The 14,361-nt window shown below is 58.8% G+C and carries 13 protein-coding genes; 7 read left to right on the forward strand and 6 right to left on the reverse strand.

The features are described 5' to 3' along the window. Positions 1-6: 6 nt before the first annotated feature. On the reverse strand, positions 7-1,641 hold the full coding sequence (murJ, locus tag LPW13_RS11740) for a murein biosynthesis integral membrane protein MurJ (protein WP_377564272.1): 1,635 nt from the start codon (positions 1,639-1,641) through the stop codon (positions 7-9). A 196-nt stretch (positions 1,642-1,837) separates the two neighbouring features. On the opposite strand from murJ, the gene LPW13_RS11745 reads away from it, so the two are divergent. From LPW13_RS11745 to LPW13_RS11770, 6 genes are all read left to right on the forward strand, one after another. Further along, positions 1,838-1,978: a hypothetical protein gene (locus LPW13_RS11745; RefSeq protein ID WP_230435604.1), complete on the forward strand. Its 141-nt coding sequence runs from the start codon at positions 1,838-1,840 to the stop codon at positions 1,976-1,978. A 202-nt stretch (positions 1,979-2,180) separates the two neighbouring features. Then, positions 2,181-2,930 carry an OmpA family protein gene (locus LPW13_RS11750; RefSeq protein WP_230435606.1) on the forward strand — a complete coding sequence of 250 codons (750 nt, stop codon included), beginning with the start codon at positions 2,181-2,183 and terminating at the stop codon, positions 2,928-2,930. Positions 2,931-3,252: 322 nt separating this feature from the next. After that, the gene (gene pdsR, locus LPW13_RS11755) at positions 3,253-3,945 is read left to right on the forward strand and encodes a proteobacterial dedicated sortase system response regulator (RefSeq protein ID WP_230435608.1); all 693 of its coding nucleotides are present in this window, start codon (positions 3,253-3,255) and stop codon (positions 3,943-3,945) included. Positions 3,946-3,985: 40 nt separating this feature from the next. After that, positions 3,986-6,058 (forward strand): ATP-binding protein, encoded by a 2,073-nt coding sequence (locus LPW13_RS11760; RefSeq protein ID WP_230435609.1) that lies wholly within the window; start codon positions 3,986-3,988, stop codon positions 6,056-6,058. Between the two features lie 176 nt (positions 6,059-6,234). Then, a complete protein-coding gene (gene rpsT, locus LPW13_RS11765) occupies positions 6,235-6,501 on the forward strand; it encodes a 30S ribosomal protein S20 (protein WP_230435610.1) in 267 nt (88 codons plus the stop codon). 571 nt (positions 6,502-7,072) lie between these two features. After that, positions 7,073-7,909, forward strand: coding sequence for a hypothetical protein (locus tag LPW13_RS11770; protein ID WP_230435611.1), 837 nt, complete (start codon positions 7,073-7,075; stop codon positions 7,907-7,909). Positions 7,910-8,060: 151 nt separating this feature from the next. Here LPW13_RS11770 and proB read toward each other — a convergent pair whose 3' ends face one another. The 4 genes from proB to rplU form a co-directional block, all read right to left on the reverse strand. Continuing rightward, positions 8,061-9,194, reverse strand: coding sequence for a glutamate 5-kinase (proB, locus tag LPW13_RS11775; protein WP_230435612.1), 1,134 nt, complete (start codon positions 9,192-9,194; stop codon positions 8,061-8,063). Between the two features lie 57 nt (positions 9,195-9,251). Continuing rightward, positions 9,252-10,457, reverse strand: a complete 1,206-nt coding sequence (gene cgtA / locus LPW13_RS11780) for an Obg family GTPase CgtA (RefSeq protein ID WP_230435613.1) — start codon at positions 10,455-10,457, stop codon at positions 9,252-9,254. Positions 10,458-10,693: 236 nt separating this feature from the next. Then, complete coding sequence (gene rpmA, locus LPW13_RS11785; protein WP_010132157.1) at positions 10,694-10,951, reverse strand: 50S ribosomal protein L27; 258 nt, start codon at positions 10,949-10,951, stop codon at positions 10,694-10,696. A 31-nt stretch (positions 10,952-10,982) separates the two neighbouring features. After that, positions 10,983-11,294: a 50S ribosomal protein L21 gene (gene rplU / locus LPW13_RS11790; RefSeq protein ID WP_230435614.1), complete on the reverse strand. Its 312-nt coding sequence runs from the start codon at positions 11,292-11,294 to the stop codon at positions 10,983-10,985. A 313-nt stretch (positions 11,295-11,607) separates the two neighbouring features. On the opposite strand from rplU, the gene ispB reads away from it, so the two are divergent. After that, positions 11,608-12,570 carry an octaprenyl diphosphate synthase gene (gene ispB / locus LPW13_RS11795; protein WP_230435615.1) on the forward strand — a complete coding sequence of 321 codons (963 nt, stop codon included), beginning with the start codon at positions 11,608-11,610 and terminating at the stop codon, positions 12,568-12,570. Positions 12,571-13,010: 440 nt separating this feature from the next. On the opposite strand, the gene LPW13_RS11800 is transcribed toward ispB, so the two are convergent. Then, positions 13,011-14,360, reverse strand: coding sequence for a phosphohexomutase domain-containing protein (locus tag LPW13_RS11800; protein ID WP_230435617.1), 1,350 nt, complete (start codon positions 14,358-14,360; stop codon positions 13,011-13,013). Between the last annotated feature and the right edge of the window lies 1 nt (position 14,361).

A 14,361-nucleotide genomic window follows, 5' to 3' on the forward strand; every position in this document is an offset into this window, starting at 1 on the left:
TTGACCTCAGGATGTGGCCCGGAAGTGCCGAGGGCGCAGACCGCTGGCGAGCAGGGTCAGTCCGTATGCGGCACCGCCGGCGGCTACCAGTGTCCCCATGCGCCATACCCGTTGCCACCAGGGCCATTCGTGCCATTGCGGCCAGTAGTGTAGAAATGCGAGCAGCACCGCCGCCATGGTCAGGTTGGCCAGCAACAGGCGCAGGAGATAGCCCCCCCAGCCCGCCTCCGGTGTATAGACCCCCCCCTGGCGCAGACCGCGATACAGCAACCAGGCATTGATGGCCGCCTGCCCGGCGGTGGCCGCGGCCAGGCCCATGTGGCCAAGCTGGAAATAGTGGTTCAGGGGAATCACAAACAACAGACTCAGGACCATTTTTGAGGCGATGGCGATCAGTCCGAATTTCACCGGGGTGGCGGTGTCTTGACGAGCGAAATAGCCCGGTGCCAGCACTTTGATCAGCATGAACGATAGTAGGCCAAAGGTATACGCCCTGAGTGACCAGGCGGCCATTTCCATATCCCGCGGGGTCATCTTGCCGTACTGGAACAACACCGTCAGCAGCGGCTCGGCGAGCACGAACAGGGCAACGGCAGCCGGTAGCGCAATCAGTGTCACGCTGCGCAGGGCCCAGTCGAGCGTGTGCCGGAAAAGTCGCGGATCACCGCCGGCGTGTTGGCGGGAGAGGTTGGGCAGGATCACAGTGGCCACCGCCACCCCGAAAACCCCAAGGGGCAATTCGGTCAGGCGGTCGGAAAAATACAACCAGGTCACCGATCCCGTGGGCAGAAATGAAGCCAGTACGGTATCCAGCACCAGGCTGATCTGGGTAACGGAGACACCGAAAATGGCCGGTGCCATCAGGCGCAGGATCTTGCGCACCCCCGGGTACTGCCAATCCCAGCGCGGCCGCGGCAACAGGCCCTGACCGATCAGGAACGGGATCTGGAACAACAACTGCACAACCCCGGCGACCAGCACCCCCCAGGCCAGCGCCATCACCGAAGGTTCAAACCAGCCCGCGGCAATCGTGGCCGCGCCGATCAAGACCAGATTCAGCAGTACCGGGGTCAGTGCCGGAATGGCAAAGCGGTCAAAACTGTTCAGTACCGCGCCGGCAAAGCCGGTGAGCGATATCAACATGAGGTAGGGAAAGGTGATGCGCAGCATCTCTGTCGCCAGGGCAAATTTCTGCGGCTCATCGCCGCCCCACCACCAACCAAAGGCAAACAGCCCGGTCACCAGGGGCGCGCACAGCACGCCGAACAGGGTCACCAACAACAGGGTGCCACCGAGGGCACCGGCCACCCGGTCATTGAGCTCCCGCACCGCGGCAATCCCCCCCTTCTGGCGATACTCCGCCAATACCGGCACAAAGGCCTGGGCAAAGGCGCCCTCGGCGAACAGCCGGCGGAAGAAGTTCGGGATCTTGAACGCAACAAAAAACGCGTCTGCCGCGTCTCCGGCGCCGGTCAGGCGGGCAAACACCACATCCCGCGCCAGCCCCATAAACCGAGACAGCATGGTGGCGCTCCCCACTACGGATGTACCGTGCAGCAGGCCGCGCCGGGGGCTATCTTTCTTTTCCGATCCGGGCGGTAATTGCTCGGAATTCCGCTGCTCGGGCGTACTCAATGCCAAAACTCCGCTTCCTGAGTGAATGGCCGGCAAGTCTACCCTATTCACCGCGCTCCACCAGCGGTCGCCGCCGGCAGGCTCGAATAAAACCAATCGCGGGCGGCACTGTCACAACCCTACTTTTGACGCCAACCGGAACTATACTCAGGTTATGCATTTGGCGAGCCGCAGGGACAGGCGGTAACAGAGGAGAAATGGAATGACCATCAATGCGCTGATTATCGCACTGGTACTGGCGATCCTGTTGTACGCCGTGGTAGCCATGGGGCCGCGTCCCCAGCGGGTTCGGGTGCGGATAGACCAACCCCGTGACCACCGCTATCGTCGCCGCCAGCAGTAACGTCATCCAAAGCGTAGAAGCCTGAACCGGGTTTCGGGGCACACTGCCACATTTCGCCATAATTGCTGCGGAATTTGCCCCATCCACGCCACGTGAGCGCCTCCTTGCGGGGGTTAAATGACACTCAACCGGAGAGGGAAACTCATCCCGACCGGACACAAAGAGCAGTCATTTCAATCCGACAATCGCAAGGAACACGATCATGAAAAAGATGTTGATGGCAGCAACCCTGAGCAGCCTGGCCCTGAATGGTCTGGCCGTGAACAGTGCCGCCGCTTCAGAGGCTGGCGTGGAAAAAGAATTCGAGAGCTCTGCTCTCACCCCGGCCAAGCAGGCCACCGTATTTACCGGCGCTGCCGTTGCGGGCGCCGCTGTCGGTGGTCCGGTCGGCTTTATTGCCGGAGCACTGGGCGGCGCCTGGCTCGGCGAACAGATCAAGCAAGCAGAAGAGGCTGACATGCTAGCAACCCAATTGACCGAAAGCCGTACTGAACTGGGCAATCTGGCACAACAGCTGGACGCTGCACGCCTGTCCGCCAACGATGCCCAGGAACTGGCGCTTGACAGCCTGAGCTTTCAGATGCTGTTCACTACCGGAGACGATGAACTGCAGGAAGCCCAGGAGCGCCAGGTCGCCGCCATGGCCGACTTTTTGATCCGTCACCCGCAAATGAAGGTGTACCTGGAAGGCCACTCTGACCCTCGCGGCAGTGACGGCTATAACAATGTGCTTTCAGACCAACGCGCCCTCAGTGTACAGCGCGCACTCGAAGCCTACGGTGTGGCCCCTGAGCGCATAGAGCGTCACGCTCTCGGTGCCAGCCAGTCACAGGCCAACAAAGGTGATCTGGATGCCTACGCCCTGGAGCGCCGGGTGGACATTCACTTCGGCACCTTCGACTCATTGACCTCCGAGTCCCATACAGACCAGAGCGTCGCCGGCACCTTTTAATTGACGTCTAAACCGGCCTCGACGCCCCAAACCAGGCACAGCCGCTCTACAAAAGTGGCTGTGCCAGTAATCCAGCCCCAGTAGTACTTGCCCTGTAAGTAGTAGCTTGCGCGCGGCCGACGCTGCGCGCCTTTTTGCTCCGCCTGTGACTACGCTTTTTACGCGCGCTCATACCCCAGCCAAACGCCCAAAATCACTGCACAGGCGATCATCTCCCAACAGGCTTCAACCCTATTTGCCGGCAATCTTTGCCAGCCGCCCCAGAGTTCGGGCATGATTTTGCGCCATACAAGACTTATTACACGGTGCCGGAACACAACCCATGACCAGTCCCACAATCGCCATCGTTGAAGACGAGATCGCCATCGCCGAAAACTACCGCGACGCCCTGCGCCGCACCGGTTACCAGGTGAACCTCTACCATACCCGCCCGGACGCACTGGCTGCGTTTCAGCAGCGCCTGCCGGATCTGGCAGTCATTGATGTTGGCCTGGGGGCGGAAATCGAAGGTGGCTTTGATCTGTGTCGGGAGCTGCGCGCCATGGCACCAACCCTGCCGATCCTGTTTCTTACCGCCAGGGACTCGGAGCTGGACATCATTTCCGGGCTGCGCCTCGGTGCCGACGACTACCTCACCAAGGATATCTCCCTGCCCCACATGCAGGCGCGCATCAGCGCCCTGCTGCGCCGGGTCTCCATGATGCAGTCCCAGAGCGATGACGGCGAAACACTCAACCAGGGCGATCTCACCCTGGATGTTTCGCGCCTGCACTGCCACTGGCAGGAGACCCTGGTGGACCTCACCGTAACCGAGTTCTGGATCGTCCACGCCCTCGCCAAGCGACCGGGGCACGTAAAGTCCCGCAGTCAACTGATGGAGGCAGCGCGCGTGGTACTGGATGACAACACCATCACCTCGCACGTGAAACGCATTCGGCGCAAGTTCCAGAGTATCGATCCAGAGTTTGACGCCATCAGCACCGCCTACGGTATGGGCTACCGCTGGCAGGCCTGAAACAAAACACAAAAGTGACCATTATCAAGAACGTATCCCTGTGAAACTGCGCAGCCAACTGCTCCTTCTCAGCCTGATCACCCTGTCCCTGCCCTGGGCGGGCTGCCAGTACCTGCGTCACGTGGATGCCGCCCTGACCCAGGGACAGATGCAGACCCTGGAGGCAACCGGCAACGCCATCGCCGCTCGCCTCGCCAGCGCTCCGCAACTAATCGCCCCGGACCCGGAACGCGGCGGCCGCCCGCCGGGTGCCCAACTGTATCTGAACCCCCTGCCGCAACCGCCGGTTGTGGACGGTTACGGTGGCGAATGGCGCGCGCAGAAGTTCAAGCCGCGCCAATTAATCGCCGAAGACGGCGAACCGCTGGCGCAGGTGACACTGGGCAAAAATGCACAGCGGATTTATCTGCTGCTGACAGTCAAAGACCGCACCCCCAGCTATCACGACCCCCGCAGCACACTGCCGGCCAGCGGCGACCTGGTGGAAGTGTTCACCGCGCGCGAACGCTATATTCTTCCGGTAGCCAGCCAGGGACCGGTAAAAGCCCTGTGGTTCAATCCCCGCCGCGGCAAATACGAGCGGGAACTGCGCCTGCGGGGACGCTGGTCCGCCTCCACCCGCGGCTACCAGTTGGAACTGACCCTGCCCGCGGCACTCAGCCATGGCGAACTGGCACTGCGCGTGATCGATCGCGCAGACAGCAGCGGCGGCCCGCCGGCGCGGGAAGCAAGCACGCTGCCCGCGGACGGGCGCCCCGGAAAGCTGGTGGAACGCCTGCCCGCCCTGCAACAGGAACTGACGCACTTTGCCCGCCCGGATCTTGAGCTGACCGTTGTGGACCAAGAGGGGTTTATCCTCGCCCGAACCGGTAGCCTGCTCCCGCCGGAAGAAGACGACTCCGCGCCAAAAGAAAGCACCCCCTGGCTGCGCGACTGGTTCTATCGCCAGATCCTGGACACACCGGCATTGCCACCCCTGCCCGACGACAACTATCCGGATGCACTGACAAAAAACCGCGAAACCACTGGCCAGTGGTTCCGCGCGGCGCCAGACTCTACAGCCGGGAGCGACAGCCGTATTGGCGCCGTCAGCGTGCCGGTCATCACCCGCGCCGACGAAATCATCGAGCGACCGATTCTGGGACGCGTCATTGCCAGCCAGTCCGCTGACGCCCTGCAATCCCTGACCGAATCCGCCGCGCGACGGTTGTGGCTGATCACTGCCGGCGCCGCCGGTCTGGTGCTACTGTTGCTGCTGGGCTATGCCAGCTGGCTCTCGTGGCGGATCCGACGCCTGCAGCGCGCTGCCAGCAATGCAGTGGATGCCAGCGGCAGGTTGCGCGGAGACTTCCCCAAACCCTTTATCCGCGACGAGCTGGGCGCGCTGAATCGCTCCTTTGCCAGCCTGCTGGCAGAGCTGGACCACTACCACCAGTACCTGCGCAGTCTGGCCAGCAAACTTTCCCACGAGTTGCGCACGCCACTGGCGGTGGTGCGTTCGTCTCTCGACAATCTCAGTGCGGGCGACCTGTCCCAGGAAAGCCGTCGATACGCGGAACGGGCCGCAGACGGTGGCGCCAGACTGTCATCGATCCTCAACGCCCTGTCCGCCGCCAGTCATCTGGAAGCGAGCATCAGCCAAGCCGAAAAAGAGGCGTTCGACCTCGCCGACCTGCTGCAGGTCCTGACGCAGAGCTACGCCGATGCACACCCCGCGCACCGTATTGCCCTGAATTGCCCCCCCTCCCCACAGCCCTGTTACGGCGCACCGGAACTCCTGGCGCAATTGCTGGACAAGCTGGTGGACAACGCGGTGAGCTTTGCCCCCGAGGGCAGCAAAATATCGCTGACACTGACTCGCGACAAACGGGGTTATGTCCTTGCGGTGAGCAATCAAGGCCCACTGCTGCCGGAAGGTTTCGGCCGGAAACTGTTCGACTCTCTGGTTTCCGTCCGCGACGACGGCGGCAAGGCCGGCCACCTGGGCCTGGGGCTGCACATCGCACGCCTGATCGCGGACTTCCATCAGGGGAGCCTCAAAGCCAGCAATAGAGAGGATGGGCAAGGCGTCGTATTCTCCCTGGAGCTACCCAGCGACCTGCCCCGGGAATGAGCCGTAGACTCCTCAGTAGACTCCTCAAATAACGGCAGTCACACGGCGAAACGGGGCCGGTCACAAACAACCCCCGAGAGCGGTTGACAAACAACCAGTGCTGGGGATAATGTCGCGTCCCAAACGGGCCCCCGGCCCGAAGTTCGAGTTTTACAGATTCCAGACAGGAGCAACCGGTGGCCAATTCACCTCAAGCGAAGAAACGCGCGCGCCAGAATGATGTGCGTCGCAATCACAACGCCAGCCTGCGCTCCATGGTGCGCACCTACATCAAAAAGGTAGTTGCGGCCATTGATGCAGGTGATGCAGAAAAAGCCAAAACCGCATACGCGGCTGCCGTTCCGGTCATCGACCGCATGGCTGACAAGGGCATCATTCACAAGAACAAGGCTGCTCGCCACAAGAGCCGCCTGAACGCCCAGATCAAGAAGCTGGCTGCCTGAGGCACCACTTCCTGAACGCAAAAAGCCCCGCATCGCGGTAATGCTGTTCACTTAAGCATTGCAGCGTAGGCCCGACCGCCGGAAAATCCGGTTTCCAGATAAGGAAACCGGATTTTTTGTGTCTCTCCAACAGCCCTTCTTCGATATCAACTCCCTCCAGTCCTTCTGCGACCTGAGCACCTTCACGCAGAACATTCCCGTTGAGTGGGTAGAATCTGCCCTTCAGCTGTCCGAGAGTGACTTTCCTAGCAGATATAGATTCTTAGCGAAATATACTTACTAACACCCGGATTCAAAGACGAAGTGCACCGTAGCCCGAGTGGGCTAAGCAGTAGCCTGCTGAGGAAGTAAGTTGTGCGGGACTTTTCGCCCCGACTCATGAGAGTGCCCTCATTTTTTTGAGATCTTGTTGACCCCCAACTCGCCACATTCTGCACACCAGCACCATACACCCAAGAACATCCACACTCATTACAACCCATTACACACGGCTTCACATCTGCAAAAGACTAAAATACACTTCAAATGTTGATAACGATTATCAACATGTTTAGCATTAAAAGGAGTACCCATGATTAAAGCGATGACGCTTTTAATAGCAGCGCTGCTACTAACACCGATATCAGCTTCTGCAGCAAGTATAGAATGGAAGGATGTTTGCAATGGATGCACCAAGGATGAAGCCAACACAATGGCCCTCACGTGGATCGCGGATAATTTAACTCCCAAGGACACCGCATTAATTCACATTATTGACCCCCCCAACCAAAAGGTGTGGTCCTTTTCAGGTACAGTTGAGTGGATTCCACTTCCACCAACGCCGCCAGGCCATGGCGGAACAGGTGTAGTACCCCGCACTGAAGAAATTCAGACCCCCTCAAGGATCCAAAATTTAGCGGACTCCTTGGTTGCACATATGAACAATCTAAGTGAATTTTTCAAATCAGGTAAAGTGCCTGAAGACGTTATCAAAAACGCATGGAGCTTTGTAAATTGCGCTTACTGCAAAGCAGATTTTAGAGATTATCTCGACAACCAAACACAAGCAGGTTCGATCTTTAGGCAGGTCGAAGATGTAAGTCACGCGCTCGGAATACTTCCGGACAAGCTCGAAAACAAGTACGTAATCGAGCTAGAGTCAGGAGGACGAATATTTTTCGAGTACACAGTAACTGGAAACGGCGAAGTCGACGTAAATATACTAGAAGTGCTAGATGAAGCAAATAACAGCGTCCCGCTGGAAGCCGGAGGGCTTGAAAATCTACAAGTTCGAGTGGTGAGCGATTCACATGGCAACACCATCAATGTGGTAATTGTTCTGTTTGATTACTACATTCCCGAGAAGTCAGGGACATTCGTTATCCAAGAATGCCCAACTAACCCCACCCCCCCTTCTCCCTGCTCCTAACCAACAGCCGGCAGATAGCGTAATGCTGCTGACTTAAGAATTGCAGCTTAAGGCCGCACCTCGGAAGATCCGGTTATCCAATCAGGGAAACCGGATTTTTTGCTGATAGTAAAGAAATGACACAAAATTCTGAACACCCTCGCGCCCAAAATCACAGCAGAATCAGATTGTCCCGGTGGATCAGTTCATCGTCATCCCGGTACCCCAGCAATTCCAGAATTTCCGCTGAGGACTGCCCGAGAATCCGCTGCGCCTCGGTACTGTCGTAATTTACCAGCCCACGGGCGACCTCTTCGCCACCGGGACCGATACAGCTCACCAGCTCGCCGCGATGGAAACGGCCACTGACCGCCGTCACCCCTACCGGCAACAGGCTCTTGCCCTGGCTGCGCAGCGCGCGCGCCGCACCGGCATCCAACACCAGCTCACCGCGCACCTGCAACTGCCCCGCCAACCAGCGCTTGCGCGCCGCCAGCGGGTCCGCTTCGGGCAGTAGCAGAGTACCCAGATTCTCACCTGTGGCCACCCGCTCGATCACCGAGTCGATGGCACCACCGACGATTACCGTGCACGCACCGGAGCGCGCCGCCAGCTGCGCTGCCCGCACCTTGGTAGACATACCGCCGCGACCGAGCCCGCTGCGGGAATCCCCGGCCATGGCCACCAGCCTCGGATCTGTCGCCACCGCCTCGCGCACCAACTCTGCATCCGGATTGTCCCTGGGGTCCTGGGTAAACAGGCCATCGGCATCGGTAAGAATCAGCAACACATCCGCTTCCACCAGGTTGGCCACCAAGGCCCCCAGAGTGTCGTTGTCCCCAAAGCGGATCTCATCGGTCACCACGGTGTCGTTTTCGTTGATGATCGGCACCGCACCGAGGGATAGAAGCGTTTTCAGGGTACTGCGCGCGTTGAGATAGCGGGTGCGATTAGAGAGATCATCGTGATCCAGCAGAATCTGGGCTGTGCGGCAGTCGTACTGGCCAAAGGCGTGCTCGTACACCTGCACCAGGTGACTCTGGCCTACCGCAGCCGCGGCCTGCAGCTGATGTACCGACTCGGGCCGCCTGCGCCAGCCCAGGCGATCCATCCCCGCGGCCACCGCTCCAGAAGAAACAAGCACCACCTCGATACCCTGCCGACGCAAGGCGCCAATCTGACCGGCCCAGTTCTGGATCGCGGCGCGATTGACACCGCGTCCGTTGTCCGTCAAAAGCGCACTGCCGATCTTGATAACCCAGCGCTTGCTGGCAGACAACTGTTGGCGAGCCGAGATGGAGTCCATGTCTTCCTCGTGTGAGAAGGGCTTCCTTCAGGATATTGCACTGGTGGAAGCCATAAATCAGGGGCGATATTCTACATCGACGTCGTAGTCATCGTCGTCCCAATCTTCATCATCCTCGTCAGATTCTTTCGCACCCTTGCGCCTGGCACGCTGCGCCAGGCGCAACTCCTCGATTCGCTCACGCGCCTCTTCCTGCATCTGGCGCTGTGCGGCCTGCTCGGCCTCGAACAGCTCGCCATCCAACTCTTCCTGCTGCTTGCGCTCTTCGAGGTAGTCCATCAACTGACCACTGAGCACGTCGGTGCCCTCACCGCGAATTGCCGACACCCGGAATACTGGCCCGTGCCAGCCCAGCGCATTGATCACTGACTGACAGCGCTCTTCCAGCTCATCCGCGGGCACCAGATCCGTCTTGTTCAGCACCAGCCAACGCTCGCGCTTGGCCAGGGTGGGACTGAACGACGCCAGCTCATGCTCGATAGACAACGCATTCTGCGCCGGATCAGAGCCGTCAAACGGCGCCAGATCCACCAAATGCAACAGCACACGGCAGCGGGTCAAATGCTTGAGGAAGCGGATGCCCAGACCGGCGCCTTCGGCGGCCCCTTCGATCAACCCGGGGATATCGGCAATCACGAAGCTGCGGTATTTCTGCACCTTCACCACGCCGAGATTGGGCACCAGGGTGGTGAAGGGGTAATTCGCCACCTTGGGCTTGGCTGCGGAAACGGCGCGGATAAAGGTGGACTTGCCGGCATTGGGCAAGCCCAGCATGCCGACATCCGCCAGCACCTTGAGCTCCAGCTTGAGCTGGCGCCGCTCTCCCTCAGAGCCGGGGCTGGTCTGGCGCGGGGCGCGATTGGTACTGGACTTGTAACGGGTATTCCCCAGGCCGTGGAATCCACCTTGAGCGACGAGAAGCCTTTCCCCGTGCTCCAGCAGGTCCCCCAGGGTCTCCCCAGTGTCCTCATCTATGGCGGTAGTGCCCACTGGCACCTTCAACTCCAGATCTTCGCCCTTGGCACCGGTGCAGTTGCGTCCGCGTCCGGGCTCGCCATTCTGGGCCTGGTAGTTGGGCTGATAGCGGTAGTCCACCAGGGTGTTGAGTGACTCATCGGCCACCAGATATACGGAACCACCGTCGCCACCGTCACCGCCGTCGGGACCGCCCTTGGCGACGAACTTCTCACGACGAAAACTCAGACAGCCCTTACCGCCGTTGCCGGCCTGCACCTTGATTGGCGCCTCATCTACAAATTTCATGACTCTACTTACCGGATATACCGGTCTTCAGTGTAATTTGCGGCAGATCAAACAAAAAAGCCCCGCAATTGCGGGGCTTCTTTTTTTGGCGACCGCTGAGGGACGCTGAAAAGCGTAGCGAGCAAATGACTGAGGTGCCCGCCGGAGCGCAACAAGCGGAGCGTACTATAGTACGTGAGCATTGTGAGCACCGCCGGGCGCTGTCAGGCACTTGCGCAGCAGCTTTTCAGTTTCACTCAGGCTGTTTCGATGGAAACAAACTTCCGGTTATTGGCGCCTTTCACCTCAAACTTCACTACACCATCAGCGGTAGCGAACAGGGTGTGATCTTTGCCCATACCAACGTTGACACCGGCGTGGAACTTGGTGCCACGCTGACGAACGATGATGCTGCCTGCAGAGACAGCCTGACCGCCAAAGCGCTTAACGCCCAGGCGTTTACTCTCGGAATCGCGACCGTTGCGCGTACTACCGCCAGCTTTCTTATGTGCCATGAGTAGTTACTCCTCTTCTATTACCTGGTGATTAGCCTTTGATGCCAGTGATTTTGACTTCGGTGTACCACTGACGGTGGCCCTGACGAGTCATGGAGTGCTTACGACGACGGAATTTGATGATTTTCACCTTCTCACCGCGACCGTGGTTCAACACTTCAGCAGTCACCTTGGCACCATCCACGACAGGGGCGCCGATGTTGATGGAATCACCATCAACAACCATCAGAACTTTGTCGAAATCGATAGATTCGCCGGTGGCGACTTCGATCTTTTCCAGGCGCAGAACCTCGCCTTCTTCAACACGGTGCTGCTTGCCACCGCTTTCAATTACAGCGTACATATTACTATGCTCCGATATGGACGACACGAAGCAGCGGCGGGGTCTGTGACCGCACAGCCAGCATTTTGGGAGCTTGCGCCGTGTTATAAAACAAACAGATGTTAAACATCATTTCCTGCTCCGGTGACCCGACGCGACGCCATAAATAGCGGACGCACCCGGATCGAGCGGGGCGCAGATTCTAATCAATCCGCCCGATTGATACAATAGCCGCTTTTGGCACCCCCCATCCTTTTGGCGCGCCCCGAAAACGGATAGGCTTGCCGCCGATCTGAAACCATCTTTGTCTGAATCGCAGTATAAGGAACCCTGCATGTTGCCTTTCCACCAGGTAGCCGCCGACGATTTCGCGGCCGTGAACCAGCATATCCTCGACCAACTGCACTCCGACGTTCCCCTGGTGGAGAACATCGGTCACTACCTTGTGGAAGCCGGCGGCAAACGCCTGCGCCCGTTGCTGGTACTGCTGTGCAGCCGCGCGGCCGGTTATCAGGGCAACGACCATATCGGTCTCGCCACCATTATCGAGTTTATCCACACCGCGACTCTGCTCCACGACGATGTAGTAGACACATCGGATATGCGCCGCGGCCGCCTTACCGCCAATGCCCAATGGGGCAATGCGCCGGCGGTGCTGGTGGGCGATTTCCTGTATTCCCGCGCATTCCAGATGATGGTGGCGCTTGAGAATATGGGCGTCATGTCGATTCTGTCGGACACCACCAACACTATCGCCGAGGGCGAGGTACAGCAGCTGGTCAACGCGGGCGACCCGGCGGTGACCGAGGCCAATTACCTGAACGTTATCCACAAGAAGACCGGCGCCTTGTTCGAGGCGGCCTGTGAGACGGCGGCGGTACTTTCGGGCTGCACTGCGGAGCAACAGGAATCCCTGAAGCTCTACGGCCGCCATCTGGGCTCTGCCTTCCAGCTGGTGGACGATGCGCTGGACTACCGCGGCAATTCGGAAGAGCTGGGCAAAAACGTGGGTGACGATCTGGCGGAAGGCAAACCCACCCTGCCACTGATCTATGCAATGGCGCACGGCACTGCCGAACAAGCGACACTGGTAAGAGAAGCCATCGAACAGAAAAGTTCTGAGAAACTGACCGAGATTGTGGCTGCCATCGACGCCTGTGGTGCGCTGGATTACACCTTTGACCGCGCCAAAAAAGAGGTAAAACTCGCGCTGGAAAAGCTGGAGTTTTTGCCGGAAGGTGAATACAAGACTGCGCTGCGGCAGTTGGCGGAATTTTCGATTGAGCGGACCGTGTAGCCCAGCGCACCACGCAGGAAAAAGCCCCGGAGTGAATTCGGGGCTTTTTGGTTGTTGGGGCCTTTATAACATTTGGTGGCGGCAGGGCACCGGGTGGAAGGTTTCGAAACCGCTGTGAATACATCCCTGTACGCTGCGTCAGCGACGTCCCTGTCGCTGACGCTTTCGAAACCTTCCACCCGGCACCCTACCTTCGCATCAGATTTTTGACTTCGCCCCACCAACCTACTACTGGTTGTGTAAACCACGAAACTGTAATGCGAAGGCCCTGATATCGGGTACTGCCTTGCGAGACCTTCTAAAACAGGGACGTTTTAGAAGAGCCCCCATGGATGGGTTCACGGCGTGTCTCGCGAGGCAGTACCCGGATAGCAGGGCCGCCACTAAACCCCGCTACAAAGTGCAACAGGAGTCACAACGAAGCACCAGCCCAAAACCCACTACCCGCGAATCAGACCAAGCAGCTCTTCGGTCTTGGCCTTCATCAACGCCTCATCCCCACGGGATTCCACATTCAGGCGAACCACCGGCTCGGTGTTGGACATACGCAGATTGAAGCGCCAATCATCAAAGGCGACACTCAGGCCATCCACATGCTCAACACTGTTGGCGCCATCGGCATATTTCTCTTCCGCCGCCTTCAGTAGCGCTGCCGGATCTTCCACCTTGGAATTGATCTCACCACTGCAAGGGAAAGCCGCCATACGCTCCCCCACCAACTGAGACAACGGCTTGCCGGCACGGCTCACCAGCTCCGCCACCAGTAACCACGGAATCATGCCGCTGTCGCAATAGGCAAAATCACGGAAATAATGGTGCGCACTCATCTCACCACCGTAAATTGCATCTTCTTTACGCATCCGCTCCTTGATAAACGCATGGCCGGTCTTGCTCTGTACCGGCTCACCGCCAGCAGCGCGCACGATATCCTCGGTATTCCAGGTCAGACGCGGATCGTGAACCACATTGGCACCCGGGTGCTTGACCAGGAAAGCCTCCGCCAGCAGGCCGACAACATAGTAACCTTCGATGAAATCACCGTTTTCATCAAAGAAGAAACAGCGGTCAAAGTCACCATCCCAGGCGATACCGAAATCCGCTCCACTTTCACGCACCGCCGCTGCGGTGGATTCGCGGTTTTCCGTCAGGATCGGGTTGGGGATACCGTTGGGGAAATTGCCATCCGCCTCATGGTGCACACGCACAAATTCAAACGGCAGGCTCGGCGCCAGTGCATCCACCACCGAACCAGCACCACCGTTCCCCGCATTGACCACCAGCTTCAGCGGCTTCAATGCAGAGGTATCTACATAACCCAGCAGGTGCTTGACGAAATCTTCACGGTGCGCATAGGAGTGCAGTTCGCCGCGCTTTTCGACTTCCGCAAAGTTGTTTTCTTCCGCCAGGCGCTTGATATCCAACAGGCCGGTATCGCCACTGATCGGACGGCTACCTGCGCGCACGAATTTCATGCCGTTGTAATCCATCGGATTGTGGCTCGCGGTCACGCAGATACCGCCGTCAAAGTCGCCATGGAAAGTGGAGAAGTAAATTTCTTCGGTGCCACATTCACCAATGTGGAATACATCAGCACCAGCGTCGCGCAGGCCGTTGGCGAGCGCGTCGGTGAGCTCGGCGCTGGTCAGGCGGATATCGTGCCCCACCACCACGCGGCGCGCGTCCAGAAACTGGGCAAATGCGCGGCCCACACGGTAGGCAACATCCGTATTCAATTCGTCGGGAACACGACCACGCAGGTCGTAAGCTTTAAAACACGTAAGCTCAGTCATT

Source organism: Microbulbifer celer (genome assembly GCF_020991125.1).
Taxonomy (GTDB): domain Bacteria; phylum Pseudomonadota; class Gammaproteobacteria; order Pseudomonadales; family Cellvibrionaceae; genus Microbulbifer; species Microbulbifer celer.